The sequence below is a fragment of the Salinicola halophyticus genome (assembly GCF_003206695.1).
Lineage (GTDB): Bacteria > Pseudomonadota > Gammaproteobacteria > Pseudomonadales > Halomonadaceae > Salinicola > Salinicola halophyticus.
On the sequence record NZ_PZJN01000001.1, the window covers coordinates 295,905 to 310,825 of the forward strand.

General features: G+C 63.4%; 13 protein-coding genes. 3 read left to right on the plus strand and 10 right to left on the minus strand.

Features of this window, described 5'->3' with window-relative positions; genetic code table 11:
• Positions 1 to 280 precede the first annotated feature (280 nt).
• A complete protein-coding gene (locus tag DOM58_RS01270) occupies positions 281 to 1,615 on the minus strand; it encodes an OmpP1/FadL family transporter (RefSeq protein WP_110691456.1) in 1,335 nt (444 codons plus the stop codon).
• A 312-nt stretch (positions 1,616 to 1,927) separates the two neighbouring features.
• Between DOM58_RS01270 and DOM58_RS01275 the strand changes: the two genes are divergently transcribed.
• The 3 genes from DOM58_RS01275 to DOM58_RS01285 all read left to right on the plus strand — a co-directional run bounded on the left by DOM58_RS01275 (position 1,928) and on the right by DOM58_RS01285 (position 5,475).
• Positions 1,928 to 2,371 (plus strand): MerR family transcriptional regulator, encoded by a 444-nt coding sequence (locus tag DOM58_RS01275; RefSeq protein WP_110691457.1) that lies wholly within the window; start codon positions 1,928 to 1,930, stop codon positions 2,369 to 2,371.
• Entirely contained in the window at positions 2,368 to 4,932 is a 2,565-nt protein-coding gene (locus DOM58_RS01280; RefSeq protein ID WP_245392102.1) for a heavy metal translocating P-type ATPase, read from the plus strand. Before DOM58_RS01275 ends, DOM58_RS01280 begins: the two co-directional genes overlap by 4 nt.
• Before the next feature lie 108 nt (positions 4,933 to 5,040).
• Positions 5,041 to 5,475, plus strand: coding sequence for a VOC family protein (locus tag DOM58_RS01285; RefSeq protein WP_110691458.1), 435 nt, complete (start codon positions 5,041 to 5,043; stop codon positions 5,473 to 5,475).
• Between the two features lie 37 nt (positions 5,476 to 5,512).
• On the opposite strand, the gene DOM58_RS01290 is transcribed toward DOM58_RS01285, so the two are convergent.
• The 9 genes from DOM58_RS01290 to trmD all read right to left on the minus strand — a co-directional run bounded on the left by DOM58_RS01290 (position 5,513) and on the right by trmD (position 14,904).
• The gene (locus tag DOM58_RS01290) at positions 5,513 to 6,124 is read right to left on the minus strand and encodes a YitT family protein (protein ID WP_110691459.1); all 612 of its coding nucleotides are present in this window, start codon (positions 6,122 to 6,124) and stop codon (positions 5,513 to 5,515) included.
• Positions 6,125 to 6,360: 236 nt separating this feature from the next.
• Positions 6,361 to 8,172: a single-stranded-DNA-specific exonuclease RecJ gene (locus DOM58_RS01295; protein ID WP_110691460.1), complete on the minus strand. Its 1,812-nt coding sequence runs from the start codon at positions 8,170 to 8,172 to the stop codon at positions 6,361 to 6,363.
• Positions 8,173 to 8,179: 7 nt separating this feature from the next.
• Complete coding sequence (locus tag DOM58_RS01300) at positions 8,180 to 8,800, minus strand: glutathione S-transferase family protein (protein ID WP_110691461.1); 621 nt, start codon at positions 8,798 to 8,800, stop codon at positions 8,180 to 8,182.
• 53 nt (positions 8,801 to 8,853) lie between these two features.
• Positions 8,854 to 10,242, minus strand: a complete 1,389-nt coding sequence (thrC, locus tag DOM58_RS01305) for a threonine synthase (protein WP_110691462.1) — start codon at positions 10,240 to 10,242, stop codon at positions 8,854 to 8,856.
• Positions 10,243 to 10,321: 79 nt separating this feature from the next.
• Entirely contained in the window at positions 10,322 to 11,638 is a 1,317-nt protein-coding gene (locus DOM58_RS01310; protein ID WP_075560783.1) for a homoserine dehydrogenase, read from the minus strand.
• A 196-nt stretch (positions 11,639 to 11,834) separates the two neighbouring features.
• On the minus strand, positions 11,835 to 12,593 hold the full coding sequence (locus tag DOM58_RS01315; protein WP_110691463.1) for a DsbC family protein: 759 nt from the start codon (positions 12,591 to 12,593) through the stop codon (positions 11,835 to 11,837).
• A gap of 2 nt (positions 12,594 to 12,595) precedes the next feature.
• Positions 12,596 to 13,483 (minus strand): site-specific tyrosine recombinase XerD, encoded by an 888-nt coding sequence (gene xerD, locus DOM58_RS01320; RefSeq protein ID WP_110691464.1) that lies wholly within the window; start codon positions 13,481 to 13,483, stop codon positions 12,596 to 12,598.
• A 163-nt stretch (positions 13,484 to 13,646) separates the two neighbouring features.
• Positions 13,647 to 14,003, minus strand: a complete 357-nt coding sequence (gene rplS / locus DOM58_RS01325) for a 50S ribosomal protein L19 (RefSeq protein ID WP_075560780.1) — start codon at positions 14,001 to 14,003, stop codon at positions 13,647 to 13,649.
• Positions 14,004 to 14,124: 121 nt separating this feature from the next.
• Positions 14,125 to 14,904, minus strand: coding sequence for a tRNA (guanosine(37)-N1)-methyltransferase TrmD (trmD, locus tag DOM58_RS01330; RefSeq protein WP_110691515.1), 780 nt, complete (start codon positions 14,902 to 14,904; stop codon positions 14,125 to 14,127).
• Positions 14,905 to 14,921: the final 17 nt, after the last annotated feature.

Consider the following 14,921-nt stretch of genomic DNA (forward strand, 5'->3'; position numbering starts at 1 on the left):
ATCGGAAAGACAAGAGCCAAGATTGACCCGAAGTCAATTGAGTATCTCACCTTCTTATTCTTCAGGAAGGGCGGTCGAGTGGCTTATTACTTTATTGTGTAGTGATTTTGAAACAGCTATCGATATTTATGCATCTTTGTCGCAGCTCGCGACTTCTAGATTTCTATCAATCGACCACCAGTGCACCAAGCGCTATTCATGACTCGACCCTGAAATAGCGTAGTAACGCCAAAACCCCGGCCTGGGCCGGGGTCGTATGATTGCCGAGACTGACGTGACATCAGAAGCGATAGGTCGCCTGTAGACCGAACAAATTGAGGGTATTGTCGTACTCGGCGCGGTAGGAAGTGCCGTTGGCATCCTGCAGATCGACATCCGCTCGATCTTCCCAGATATAGCTGTAGGCCGCATCGATGGTCAGGTCGTCGATCGGCGTCCAGCCGGCCCCGATGGAAACCAGCGTCCGATCTGCCGAGGGCACGCGCGGACTACGATGCTCGTCGTTGATCGGCGATTCGTCGTAGCCGATGCCGGTACGCAGGAGCCACTGCGGATTGACGCGGTAGGAAAGACCCGCGCGATACTGCCACACATCGTCATAATCCTGCTCTTCCACGATGTCGCCTGTTGGCGCGCCAGGCCCGACATTCACCTTGATTTCGTCGAAACGACTCCAGCGGATGTAGCTCGCGCCGGCCATCAGCGTCCAGCGCTCGTCGAGCTCGTGTGTCAGGGAAAGATCGATCGTTTCCGGCAGCGTGATCGCCAGACCCGCATCGGCACTGGTATTGATGGGCCCGGCCAGCGGATTGGCGCTATTGAAGATATTGTCGTAATCGACGTCACCGTCGAGATCGAAATCGACCTTCGAGTGATAGGTCAGACCGAGCGTCGTCGACTCGACCGGCTTGTAGATCATCCCAATATTGTAGCCCCAGGCGTCGTCGTCACCCTCGACGTTGACGGTGCCGTCACCAGTGCCGCCCAGAGCGGCCGGCAGCGGATTGGGCGTCTTGCTCTCGAGTTCGCCGTTGATATGGTTCCAGGTCACGCCGACACCGATCGCGAATTGATCGTTGAAACGGTAGGAGAGCGTTGGCTGAACGGTGACGACTTCGACTTCACTGTAGTTGCCGAAATAGCGGCCCTGAAAATCGTTGTCGTAATCGGTGACCAGACCGAACGGCACATAGGCGCCGAGGCCGAAGGTCCAGCGGTCATTGATCGGCTGTACGTAGTAACCGAACGGGATCGCCTTGTGCGGGATCATGTCGCCGTCGTTACTTCCGCTGGAGGGCACGGCGCCGATCACCGGCCCGCCCGGACCGACACCGGTTACCGCCGGCTGAGTGCCGCTGGCCTCGTCGATGTCGGCGCTGGCATCGATGAGGTTGGCACCAGCCGTGATCTGGGCACGGTCGAGGAAGGACATCCCCGCCGGGTTACCGTAGACGATCGAAGCATCCTGTACGTTGGAAGCTCGCCCGGCCCAGGACGTGCCCTGACCGCTGACGCTCTGCTCCTGCAACTGGAACGACCCGGCGAAAACCTGTCCCGATGTCGCAATGCTCGCTAAGGCGATGGCCAATGTCAGACGGTGATAACGAATAATCATGATTGGTTCCCCTTGACCCAGGAAGCCGCCGCGGCGTCAGTTCGGCCTGATAATGCGGTCGGTCATTCCCTTATTCTCTGAGTCGTTTCCGGGATGGAAAGACCCGACTTTTTCGATATCCGTTTTGACGGAATGCCGGTTTAGCGTCAATGCGCAAACGGTCGTTTTAATCGCTTTTTAGAGATTTCTTTAGTCGTAAGACCAAACGCTATATCCCTGACAGCCAAGCGAAACCGGTGACGGCGACGCTTGACCTTTGGGCAACACCTGGGTTTTAGACTGACGTTATCAGTGGATCAGCGAGGACGTCAGATGAAGGTAACCGAACTGGCCAGGGCCGCCGGGGTCACCGCCGAGACGGTGCGTCACTACACCCGCCTGGCGCTGCTGAAGCCTCAGCGCGACCCGGACAACGGCTATCAGCTGTTCGATCAGCGGGACCTAGAGCGGCTGTGTTTCATTCAGCGCGCCAGAACGCTGGGCTTCAGTCTCAAGGAGATCGCCGACATTCTCGCGCAAGCCGATCAGGGCGACTCTCCCTGCCCGTTGGTGCGCGACCTGCTGGCCGCGCGTCTGCCGCAGATCCATGCCAGGATTCGCGAACTTCAGGCTCTGGCGGAGCGCATGGAGCGTGCCATGAACGAATGGTCGCGACTGCCGGATGGCACCCCCGACGGCCATAGCATCTGCCGGCTGATCGAGCAGGCGCCCGAAAGTGGTGACGACTACCGCGCCCCGGCAAGGAGGAGCTCATGAACCGCTACCAGTATCGCGTCGATGCCATGCACTGCCAGGGCTGCGTCAAACGCATGCGCGCGGCCATTCAAGCCGAGGACGATCGGGCCGAAGTCAGCGGCGAACCGGATCAGCATCGCCTTCACGTCATCAGCACGCTGTCACAGGATCGGCTCGCCCAGGTTCTGGCCGAAGCCGGTTATCCCCCGGTCGAGAGGGCGCGCGAGGAAGACACCGGGACGGCAGACACGGCTCCGGTCGAGGCCGGAGTCGAGCCTGACGCCGATGGAAGCGAATCGGACGCGACGGGATCGGCTAGAGAGGTCGGTCAGCTGCAACGCCTGTCGATCAGCGGCATGACCTGTGCCGGCTGCGTCAACGCAGTACAAAAAGCGCTGTCGAACACGCCTGGCGTGCAGCATGCCCAGGTCAACTTCGCCAGCGAGACGGCGCAGGTGAGTGGCAACGCCAGCACGGCCGATCTGATTGCCGCGGTCGAAAGCGCCGGCTACGGCGCCTCGCCGATCGAGGATCTGCGCGAGGCCTCCGCCAAGCGCCAGCAGAACGCTTCTCGCCTGGCCCGTCGCCACGCCATCGAATCCGCCATCAGCCTGGCGCTTGGCGTGCCGATGATGTTGGCGATGTTCGTGCATACCCCGCAGCTCGACGGCGGGGAACGCTGGATCTGGCTGCTGCTGGGACTGGCCACGCTGGGCGTACTGGCGACGGCTGGCCGTCGTTTTTTCGACGGCGCCTGGAAAGCGTTCCGCCACCATCAGGCCAACATGGACACGCTGATCGCCCTGGGTAGCGCCGCGGCGTGGCTCTACTCGATGGCCGTACTGCTGTTCCCGACCGCGATTCCCGAAGACTCTCGCCATCTCTATTTCGAAGCCTCGCTGATGATCGTCGGTCTGATCGGCATCGGCCAGACACTGGAGCTCAAGGCCCGAGGCCGTACCAGTCAGGCGCTCTCCCGGTTGCTCGATCTGCAGAGCAAGACGGCCCGGGTGATCCGTGGCGACGAGGAGCGCGACATCGAGATCGATCAGGTACAGGTGAACGATCGCATCCGCGTACGTCCCGGCGAGCGTCTGCCGGTCGACGGCGAAGTCGAAGACGGCGAAAGCTACGTGGACGAGTCGATGCTCACCGGCGAACCGGCGCCGATACGCAAGGCGGCCGGAGGTCGGGTCAGCGCGGGTACCGTCAACGGCAAGGGAAGCCTCGTCTATCGAACGATCCATGTCGGCGACGACACCCGGTTGGGGCGTATCGTCGATCAGGTCTCCCGCGCCCAGGAGTCGCGGCCGCCGATCGGCGCGCTGGCAGACCGGGTGTCGGCGATCTTCGTGCCCAGCGTGATGATCGCCGCTGTCGTCACCGCGCTGATCTGGTGGAACTTCGGCCCGGCGCCGCAACTCGTGCACATGCTGGTAGCGGCGACCACCGTGCTGATCGTCGCCTGCCCCTGCGCCCTGGGCCTGGCGACACCGATCTCGACCATGATCGGCATCGGCAAGGCCGCCGAGTACGGCATCCTGATTCGCGACGGCGAAGCGCTGCAGACCGCCAGCCAGTTGACCACCCTGGTGGTCGACAAGACCGGCACCCTGACCGAGGGCAAGCCGCGCGTTACCGACAGCCGCTACTGGCAGCAGGAAGCGCGTATCGGCGCGGTAGTAGCCGCCATGGAGCGCGGTTCGGAGCACCCGCTGGCCGATGCATTGATGGCGCACGTCGGCAATCCCCCGGATGATGTGACGATCCGTAATTTCCGAAGCCTGACCGGGCGAGGCGTCAGCGCCGCGCTGGATGACGGCAGCCAGGTGTTGCTGGGTAACGCTACGCTGATGAACGAGCACGACATCGACACCGCCCCCGCAGCAGCCGATGCCGATAAGTGGCAGGCGCAGGCGACCAGCGTGATCTATCTCGCCATCGGCGGCGAGCTGGCGGCCCTCTTCGGTGTTCGCGATGCGCTGCGCCCGGACAGCCGCGCGGCGATATCGCGCTTGCAGGCCGAAGGGCTAAAGGTGGTAATGCTGAGCGGCGACAATCGTGCCGCCGCCGAAGCCATCGCACGGGAAGCGGGCATCGACGAAGTCCGCGCCGAACTGAAGCCGGGCGACAAGCAACAGGCCATCATCGAGCTGCAAAACCGCGGCGAGCGGGTCGGGATGGCCGGCGACGGCATCAACGACGCCCCGGCGCTGGCTCAGGCCGACGTCGGCTTCGCCATCGGTCAGGGCACCGATATCGCCATCGAGAGTGCCGGCATGACGCTGATGCGCAACTCGCTGCACGGCGTCGGTGACGCCATCGCCATCAGTCGCGCCACACTAACCAACATCAAGCAGAATCTGTGGGGGGCCTTCGGCTACAACGCGTTGGGCATCCCGATTGCCGCCGGGATACTCTACCCGTTCACCGGCATGCTGCTGTCGCCGATGATCGCGGCGCTGGCGATGTCGCTCTCCTCGGTCACGGTGGTCAGCAATGCCAACCGGCTGCGCCTGTTTCGACCGGACAGCAGCCGCCACTCGAAATCCGAGATCCCAGCAGAGGAAGCCACGACATGACACTCCTGCTCAACATCCTGGGTCTCGCCGTGATCGTGTTCATCGTCTGGTGGTTCTGGCTGCGCGGCTGATCGAACGGACGGGAGCGTCACCCCCCAAGGAGCAACGATGGCATCTTCACACCAGGCGCCCCCGCTGGGCGGCGTCATTGAAAGCGTTCTGTATACCCGGGATATGTACCAAGCCCGCGAATTCTTCGCTCGCGTGCTGGGTCTGACCGCGCACCTCGAAGACGAGCGCTTCACCGCCTACCCCACCGGCAACACCATGCTGCTGGTGTTTCAGCGGGGTCAGACCGACGAGACGGTATTCCTGCCAGATGACATGGGTACGATTCCACCCCATGACGGCGAGGGCCGTCAGCACCTGGCGCTGGCGATTCCCGCCGATAGCCTCGAAGCCTGGGAGACGCATCTCGCCGATCAAGGCGTCGAGATCGAAGGTCGAACCCGCTGGCCGAAAGGCAGCGTGAGCCTCTACTTCCGCGATCCGGACGGCCACCTGCTCGAACTGGTTACGCCGGGTCTGTGGCCCAATTATTGAGCGGGGCGGCCCTGACGGCGCCAATCCGGCACCCTCTTCAACTCTGGCTGACCCCCGCGTAGAGCCCCGGGCGGTGATTGATGGTGAGAATCGCCCCCAGCACCACGGTGCCGATGATCGAATAGACCACGTTGGTTGCCGGCAGCACGAAAAATGCTGCCAGCATGATCAAGCCGTCCAGCCCCATCTGGACCTTGCCGGCCGGCCAGCCGAAACGGTCCTGCAGATAGACGGCGAGAATGTTGAAACCGCCGAGGCTGCCGCGGTGGCGGAACAGGAACAGCACGCCCAGCCCGATCAGACTGCCCCCCGCCAGCGCCGCAAACAATGGATCGACTTCGCCGATCTCCAGCCAGCTCGGCAGCATCCAGGAGATCCACGACAGCAGCGCCACTGCACCGAAGGTCTTGAGCGTGAACTGGTGCCCGACGCGTTGCCAGGCGAGCCAGTAGAACGGCAGGTTGATGACGAAAAAGACCAGCCCGAAACTCCAGCCGGTGACATAGGTCACCAACAGCGCGATGCCGGCCGTACTACCGATCAGGATCTCGGCGTGATGGTAGAGCGCCAGGCCCAGAGCGGCACAGGACGCCCCCAATAAAATGGCCAGCACATCCTCATAGGAACGGTGACGGTGCGTCGTTTCCATCGGGCAATCCTTGTTGTCTTATCACTGCCGGATAGGCAGCCGAATTCAGAGGCGGCGCTTGTGGCGCCTGAGCGAACGCCGCCTCGGAACTCCAGTGAGGCCGAGGGCGGCGTTCGTCGGAATTATATCGTCAACGCGACTCAGAAGAGAGCGGCGGGATCACGGGAAAGCACCGAGGTCGTCGCGCCAGGGATGCAGGGCAGGAACTGGGATTAAAAAGCGAGCGGATCGAGAGTTTAGGGAGCCAGGCGCTCGGCGTGCTCGACCATAAGCTGCAGCGATTCGCGACCCTTCCAGCGATTGCGGGAAAGCTTGAAGGCGCAGCGCACCTGATCGCCCAGCGAAATTGGCGCGGCTTCGCCCGGGTTGAGCGCCCGGAACCAGATCGCTCGATTCACCACCGCTCCGCAGGAGAGTTCGAGCATCAGATGATTGCCCTCGGCACCGACCGGCCGCAGCTGCTCGACCAGGAATTCGGCCTCGAACAGCGGCGCCTCGAATTCGCGCCCGTAGGGCGCCAGCGTTTCGAGTTCATCCAGCGTTGTCAGCGTCAGCTGTGAAGCCGCCAATTCGCCATCGGTCCACACCACCGGGAACAGCTCTCGCTCACCAAGCTGCTCTTTGACGGCTTGCAGAAAAGCGCGGCGGAAGGCTTCCAGCTCGGCAACGGGAACGCCCACACCGGCGGCCCCCCGGTGGCCGCCGAAACGCGGCAGACTCGATGGCGCGAGGTCATGAACCCGCTGCAGCGCATCACGCAAGTGCAGCGCCTCGATCGAGCGGCCGGAGCCGGTCAGCATGTCCGGGCCGGTGGCCGGCGTCAGCACCAGCGCGGGACGACCGTAGGACTGCACCAGCCGAGAGGCAACGATCCCCTGCACGCCGGCGTGCCCTTCCGGCAGATGGATCACCAGTGCCGGCAGGTCATCCGCCAGCTGCGGCTGGGCCAGGACGCGGGCGCTTTCGACCATGTCGGCCTCGAGCGCCTTGCGGGCCTGGTTGTCGTCGTCGAGTACCTGAAGATGCCGACGCGCGACGCCGTCCTCCACCGCCATCATGTAGTGCAGCGCGGCGTAGGGATCATCCAGTCGCGAACGGGCGTTGATGCGCGGGCCCATCTGAAAGGCCAGCGTCTCGGCGTTGAACGGCACGCTATCGGCGCCCAGACGCTCCGCCATGACCCGCCAGCAGGCCGATTCCATACGGTTGATCAGCTTCAGCCCGTAAGTCACCACGGCACGGTTGGCGGCACTCGCCCCCAGCGACACGCAGTCGGCCACCGTGCCCAGCGCCACGTAGGAGAGCCACGGCGAGAGTTTGGGCGTCGACGGCGACAGCACGCCCTGCTCGACCAGCACCGCTCGAGTCAGCGACATCACGAGCCACGCCACCATGCAGCCGGCAATGGTCTTGTCGGGATAGCCGCAGTCCGAGCGGGTGGGATTGATGGTGGCATAGGCGGAAGCCGGCGGGCCTTCGATCGGCAGCGCATGGTGATCGGTGACGACCACGTCGATCCCCGCTTCACGCAGGCGGGCGATACGCGGCTCGTCGGAGGAGCCGCAATCGGCGGTGATCACCAGACTGGGGCGCGGTTTCAGCGCCAGCGTGCGCTCGACCAGCGGCAGGCTGATGCCGTAACCGTCGTTGATACGATGGCCGATCAGGCTGTGCAGTTTCGCGGATGGCACGCCGAACAGCTCGGTCATTGAACGCAGCATCACCACGTGCGAGGTGATCCCGTCGACATCGTAGTCGGTGAGAATGCCGATGTGTTCGCCCTCGCTCACCGCCCGCGCGATGCGCTCGGCACCCCGACGAGCGTCGCAGAGCTGCTCGGGGTGGTTGAGGTAGCGCAGCGCCGGTGCGGTCAGCGCCTCGAGCGGGCCATCGTGGCCGTGAAGGCGGCCGGCGAGAATCCGCGCCTGAAGCTCGCTCAGCCCGCCGTCCAGCCCGCGCCGATAGACGTCTTCGTCGCGGGGGCGCGGCTGAATGCGACGGCGGGAATGGTCGCGAATCACATCGGGCGAAGTTGAAAAAACAGGCATCTAGAACTCAGGTGAGTGCGGTCATGACGTGCTCGCAATAGGCCGGGCGCGACTGCAGGCGCGTGTACCACGCTGCCAGATGCGGCAGGTCAGGACGCGCGATATCCATCTCGAACCAGGCGTAGGCGAAGCAGCCCAGCGGGATATCCCCCATCCCCCACTCCGGCCCCGATAAAAAAGGCTGTTCGGACAATGTCCGGTCTGCCATGCCGAGTAGCGCGCCGCAGGCGGCAAGCCCTTTTTCGACAGCCTTGTCGTCCCGCTGCTCGACCGGCAGGCGCACCGTATTCCAGAACACGTCCCTGAAGGGCGATGCCAGTGACGATGTCGTCCAGTCCATCCACTTGTCGGCTTCGGCACGCGCGGCGGGGTCCCCGGCATGCAGAGAGTCGCGACCATATTTGGCGCATAGATAGCGCACGATCGCGTTGGATTCCCAAAGCACGAAGTCGTCGTCCTGGATACAAGGGATCAGACCGTTAGGGTTCATGGCCCGATAGGCGGGTTCGTTGATCACGCCATAGGCGCCGCCCGCATCGATTCGTTCGAAGGGCAGCTCCAGCTCCGCGGCACACCACAACACCTTCTTGACGTTGGTGGAGTTCGCCCGTCCCCATATCTTCAACATGACTCGTTCTCTCCCTGCCGTCCCATACGGCGTGTCGCGCCGTGCGCTTCGGCTCAGCGCCGGTTGTCGGCGACGAACGCCTGCACGGCTTTCAGCTCGGCAGGCAGTACACTGTAGCGCTCTTCGCGCTCGAGCAGGTCGGCCATGTGCGCTGGCAGCGGCACGCCGGAGAAGCCCGCCTTGACCACGGCTTCGGCGAACTTGGCCGGATGCGCCGTGGCCAGGGTGATCATCGGCGTGGTGGCGTCGGCGCGCGCGCGCTGCGCAGCCAGATAGCCGGTGGCGGTATGCGGATCGAGCAGTTCCTTGGTGCGATGACGCGCATCGCGAATGGCTTCGAGAATGGTGTCGTCGTCGACACTGAAGCTCGAGAACTTTTCGCGCAGCTTAGCCAGCGGCGCTTCGGCCAGCACCGCTGGTTCGCTCTGGAAGCGTTCCAGCAGCTCCCGCACGGCGTCTCCATCGCGATCGTAGGCGTCGAACAGCAGCCGCTCGAAGTTCGACGACACCACGATATCCATCGACGGCGCCAGCGTCGCTGCCAGCTCGCGCTTGGAGAAGTCGTTGTCTGCCAGAGTGCGGTGCAGGATGTCGTTGGCATTGGTAGCAATGATGAACTGCTTGACCGGCAGTCCCATCTGGTACGCCATGTAGCCGGCGAAGAGATTACCGAAGTTGGCCGACGGCACGCAGAAGCTGACTTCGCGGTGCGGCGCGCCCAGCGCCACGCCAGCGGCGACGTAGTAGACGATCTGGGCCATGATGCGCGCCCAGTTGATCGAATTGACCGCCACCAGCCGCTCCCCGTTCAGGAAGCCCTGATTGGCGAAGCTCGCCTTGACCATCGCCTGAGCGTCATCGAAGTTGCCCTCGATGGCGATATTGAAGACGTTGTCCGCCAGCACCGTGGTCATCTGGCGTCGCTGCACTTCGGAAACCCGGTTATGCGGATGCAGGATGAAGATGTCGAGATGATCGCAGTGGCGACAGCCCTCGATCGCCGCCGACCCTGTATCGCCGGAGGTGGCACCCATGATCACCGCACGCTCGCCGCGCTTGGCCAGAAAATGATCGAGGATCCGACCCAGCAGCTGCAGCGCGACGTCCTTGAACGCCAGCGTCGGGCCGTGGAATAGCTCGAGCAGGAAGTGGTTAGCGTCTAGCTGATTGAGCGGCACGATGGCATCGTGACTGAAGGTGGCGTAGGCGTCGCGGACCAGCCCGCGGAACGTCTCGTCGTCGATCTCGCCGCCGACGAACGGCTTCATCACTCGAAAGGCAATCTCAGCGTAGGAGAGCCCGGCCATGGAGGCCAGCTCCTCATGCGATAGCTGCGGCACCGTCTCGGGGACGTAGAGCCCGCCGTCGGTGGCCATGCCGGTCAACACCACTTCCTCGAAATTCAGCGCCGGCGCCTGGCCACGCGTACTGATATAACGCATATTTCACTCCGTGAGTGACGAGCTTCGAGCTGCGGGCTTCGAGTACAACCCGCTCGCGGCTTACGGCTCGGAACTGAAGTTATTCCTGTTCGTCCAGCGACTCCACCCGAATCCGCGTGACCGGACCGGCAATATCGGCCAACGATTCCAGCTGACGGATCGCTTCGTTCATGTGTTTCTCGCGCGTCCGATGGGTGAGCAGGATGATCGGCACCAGCTCACCCTCGGTGGCTTCCTTCTGGATGATCGCTTCGATCGAGATGCCCTGCTCGGCGAGAATCGTCGCGACCCGTGCCAGCACACCGGGGCGATCCACGGCCAGCAGACGCAGATAGTAGGCCGTGACGATCTCTTCCATCGGCAGGATCGGCAGCGCGTTGATCTCGTCGTTGACGCCGCTGAAGGCGAGATAGGGCACCCGATAACTATGCGCCGTGGCGATGTTCCGCGCCACGTCCAACAGATCGGCGACGACGGCCGACGCCGTGGGTTCGGCACCGGCGCCGGCACCGTAATAGAGGGTCGGGCCGACGGCGTCGCCCATCACGGCGATGGCGTTCTTGACCCCATGTACATTGGCCAGCAGCCGCTCCTTGGGGATCAGCGTGGGATGGACCCTTAGCTCGATGCCGTTCTCGCCGCGACGGGTGATGCCCAAATGCTTGATGGTATAGCCGAGATTGTCGGCCTGCTCGACGTCATCGGCGGTGATACGCGCAATGCCCTCGGTATAGGCGCGATCGAACTGCAGCGGCACGCCGTAGGCGATGGACGCCAGGATCGTCAGCTTGTGAGCGGCGTCGATGCCTTCGACGTCGAAGGTCGGGTCGGCCTCGGCATAGCCCAGCGCCTGCGCCTCGGCGAGCACGTCATCGAAAGCCCGCCCTTCGTCGCGCATATGAGTCAGGATGTAGTTGCCGGTGCCGTTGATGATACCGGCCAGCCACTGGATCCGGTTGGCACCCAGGCCTTCGCGCAGCGACTTTATCACCGGAATGCCGCCGGCGACAGCAGCCTCGAAGGCGACGATGACGCCCTTCTTGTGGGCGGCGTGGAATATCTCGTTGCCGTGGACGGCGATCAGCGCCTTGTTGGCGGTGACCACGTGCTTGCCGTGTTCGATCGCCGTCATCACCAGTTCGCGGGCGACGTCGTAGCCACCGATCAGTTCGACCAGCACATCGATATCGGGATTGCGCGCGACCTCGAAGATGTCGCGTGTCACCTTGACGCCGGACGTATCGCAGTCAGGGTTGTCACGCCGGGTACCGACCTGCTCGATGACAATGGGCCGGCCCGCACGCCGGGCGATTTCATCGGCGTTGCGCGTCAGAACGTCAAAGGTGCCACCGCCTACGGTACCAAGCCCGCAGATACCCACTCTCACCGGATCCAAGATGTCGCTCTCCCCTGCTGATATGTGCGTGCCGCATCACCCTCCGGGGCGGTGACCGCGGTTACGGCACCAGACGCCTTGCGGTATCCATCTCGACCCCATCGATCTCGACTTACAAAGTGCCCTGAAGGGCGGTCACGGTAGAAACCCCGGCGCCCCTTGTCAAGCTGGCGCGCGGGACGTGTCATGGCCGGTATCAGCTATCGCCATCGGTATCCACGTTCAGCATCGTCGCCAGGCGTTTGGCCGGCAGGTAACCCGGTACCATCCTGCCGTCGGGGAAGATGATCGCTGGCGTACCCTGGATGCCCGATTCGACCCCCAACTGGTACTGGGAGGCGATCGGCGCTTCACAGCTGGCAGAGCTCTTCACGCTGTCGCCACGGAACGCCGCGCTCATCGCCTCGGACCGGTTGTCGGAACACCACACGTCGGCCAGCTGTCGCGCCGCATCCGAATTGGGGCCCATTCGCGGGAAGGCCAGATAGTCGACCTCGATGCCCATGTCATTGAGCTGGGCCATCTCGGCGTGCAGCTTGTGGCAGTAGGGGCAGGTCGGATCGGTGAACACGGTGAGCCGGGCCTTGACCTCGCCAGCCGGCTTGTAGACCACGCGCGCGTCTTCGGGTACGGCGTCGACCAGCGCCCGGCGGCGCTCGTTGGCCGCCTGCTCGGTGAGATTGACCATCCCATCGTCGGCGTTCTGGTAGAGATCGCCCACGATCATGTACTGGCCTTCGGCGTCGGAATAGAGTGTATTGCCGCCACGCAGACGCACTTCATACAGCCCCGGGACCGGCGAATCGTCGATGGCCTCGATCGGGAGCGGCTGTCCGCTATGCGCATTGAGCTTGTCGGCCAGATCGGCCGGAGGCTCGGCAAACGCGCTGGACGCCACGGCGGAGGCCAGGGAAAGGCCCGCCAGGGCAAGGGCGGACAGTAAACGACTTCTCATGTTCAACCTCTTGGATGATGTTGGGCGTGCAGCGCTTCCAGCCGCGCCTGGGCCACGTGGGTATAGATCTGCGTGGTCGATAGGTCACTGTGACCCAGCAGTAACTGTACGACACGCAAATTGGCCCCATGATTCAATAAATGCGTGGCGAAAGCGTGGCGCAGCGTATGCGGAGACAGCGGTTTGTCGATCGCCGCGAGCTGCGCGTAGTGCTTGAGACGATACCAGAACGTCTGGCGAGTCATGAAACCGTCATGACGCCCCGGAAACAGCGGCGGCTGGCGGATGTCATGCATCAACTCGTTACGCCCCTGGCGCAGATAGCGCTCGACCCACGCCAGCGCCTCTTCGCCCAATGGCACCAGGCGCTCCTTGTCGCCCTTGCCGCGCACCATTACCACCCCCTGGCGCAGATTGACCGCGGCAACGGTCAGCTCCACCAGTTCCGTGACCCGCAGCCCGCAGGCATAAAGCACTTCCAGCATGGCGCGATCACGCAGGCCCAGAGCGGTCTCGACGTCCGGTGCCGTGAGCAGCCGATCGACATCCTCCTCTTCGAGCGTCGACGGCAACCCCGGCTGCACCCGCGGCGGCCGAATCTCCGCCAGCGGATCGTAATGCATCAGGCTCTCGGCCAGCGCCCAGCGGTAGAAGCGACGCAGGCAGGAGAGCTGACGGGCGATGGAGCGTGCGTGGTAGCGCTCGCGACACGTCTCGACGAAGTCGCTCAGCGTAGTATCGCCGGGCGCCAGCAGTCGTTCGTTCTGCGCGTCGAGATAGGCAATCCACGCGGTCAGATCGCGGCGATAGGCACTCAGCGTATGCTCGCTGACACCCCGTTCCAGCCACAGCGCATCGAGGAAGGCATCGCGTCGGTCGTGATCGTTCATGCGGCTCCCGGACGGAAAGTGACGGAACAAGACGGAGGATGACGATTACAGAAAGCGTACCATCATAACGCGAAAACCCCGCGAGNNCTCGCGGGGTTTTCGTAGGTCCTGCCAGACACGCTCCGGCATCAGCAGGAGCGCGTGGATCAGCGGCGTGCGCTGATCAGCCCAGCTTTTCCTTGATCCGCGCAGACTTGCCGCTACGCTCACGAAGATAGTACAGCTTGGCCTGACGCACGTCACCGCGACGCTTGACTTCGATACCGGCCACCAGCGGGCTGTAGGTCTGGAAGGTACGCTCGACGCCGACACCGTGGGAAATCTTGCGCACGGTGAAAGCGGAGTTGAGGCCGCGATTACGCTTGCCAATAACGACGCCTTCGAAAGCCTGCAGACGTTCACGAGTCCCTTCCACCACCTTGACCTGGACGATGATGGTATCGCCGGGCGCGAACGGCGGGATTTCCTTGCTCATCTGCTCGTTTTCGAGCGCCTGGATCACCTTGCTCTTGCTACTCATGTCTTGCTCCTCGTTTGAAAAACATCCCTGGAGGACGTTTCGTGATCCCGGCGCCCGCCAAAAGAGAGTCGGGGCGGAATCGGACTCGTGGGTGACGCATACAGGCCGATTCGATCGCGCCTCATGCACCGCCGTCGCGGGAGGCAGGGCTTTCCGCGACGTGTTCATCGATGAATTCATCGAGCAGCTGACGCTGTTCGCGATCCAACGTTCGGCTCTCCAACAGATCCGGACGCCTGAGCCAAGTGCGCCCGAGAGATTGCTTCAGTCGCCAGCGGCGAATCCACTCGTGATTGCCGCTGAGCAGCACGTCCGGCACCCGGTGACCATCGATCACTTCGGGCCGCGTGTAGTGCGGACAGTCCAGCAGGCCATCGGCGAACGAATCTTCGCTGGCCGACGCCTCATGTCCCAGCACGCCCGGCACTTCGCGGGCCAGCGCATCGATCATCACCATGGCCGGCAACTCGCCGCCGCTGAGCACGTAGTCGCCGATCGACCACTCTTCATCGATATCGGCCTCGACAACGCGCTCGTCGATCCCTTCGTAACGCCCCGCCACGACGATCAATCCGTCACGCGACGCCAGCTCGCGAGCCCCGGCCTGATCCAGCCTGCGCCCCTGAGGCGAGAGATAGATCACGCGAGGCCGATGACCGGCCGCTTCGGCGCCGGCACGCGCGTCGGCCAATGCACCGCGCAACGTATCGACCTTCATCAGCATGCCTGGGCCGCCGCCATAAGGACGATCGTCGACAGTGCGATGCCGATCCGAGGCGTAATCTCGAGGGTTCCAGAAAGCCATTTCCAGCAACCCGCGTTCCACGGCACGTCCGGTAACGCCATGCCGGGTAATGGCCTCGAACATCTCCGGAAACAGGGAGACGACACCAATCCACACGGTACGCTTCTCCTGGC

Excerpts from the sequence above, each read along its gene's own strand:
- DOM58_RS01270 (WP_110691456.1), bottom strand. The coding sequence starts at position 1,615 with ATGATTATTCGTTATCACCGTCTGACATTGGCCATCGCCTTAGCGAGC.
- DOM58_RS01275 (WP_110691457.1), top strand. The coding sequence starts at position 1,928 with ATGAAGGTAACCGAACTGGCCAGGGCCGCCGGGGTCACCGCCGAGACG.
- DOM58_RS01280 (WP_245392102.1), top strand. The coding sequence starts at position 2,368 with ATGAACCGCTACCAGTATCGCGTCGATGCCATGCACTGCCAGGGCTGC.
- DOM58_RS01285 (WP_110691458.1), top strand. The coding sequence starts at position 5,041 with ATGGCATCTTCACACCAGGCGCCCCCGCTGGGCGGCGTCATTGAAAGC.
- DOM58_RS01290 (WP_110691459.1), bottom strand. The coding sequence starts at position 6,124 with ATGGAAACGACGCACCGTCACCGTTCCTATGAGGATGTGCTGGCCATT.
- DOM58_RS01295 (WP_110691460.1), bottom strand. The coding sequence starts at position 8,172 with ATGCCTGTTTTTTCAACTTCGCCCGATGTGATTCGCGACCATTCCCGC.
- DOM58_RS01300 (WP_110691461.1), bottom strand. The coding sequence starts at position 8,800 with ATGTTGAAGATATGGGGACGGGCGAACTCCACCAACGTCAAGAAGGTG.
- thrC (WP_110691462.1), bottom strand. The coding sequence starts at position 10,242 with ATGCGTTATATCAGTACGCGTGGCCAGGCGCCGGCGCTGAATTTCGAG.
- DOM58_RS01315 (WP_110691463.1), bottom strand. The coding sequence starts at position 12,593 with ATGAGAAGTCGTTTACTGTCCGCCCTTGCCCTGGCGGGCCTTTCCCTG.
- xerD (WP_110691464.1), bottom strand. The coding sequence starts at position 13,483 with ATGAACGATCACGACCGACGCGATGCCTTCCTCGATGCGCTGTGGCTG.
- rplS (WP_075560780.1), bottom strand. The coding sequence starts at position 14,003 with ATGAGTAGCAAGAGCAAGGTGATCCAGGCGCTCGAAAACGAGCAGATG.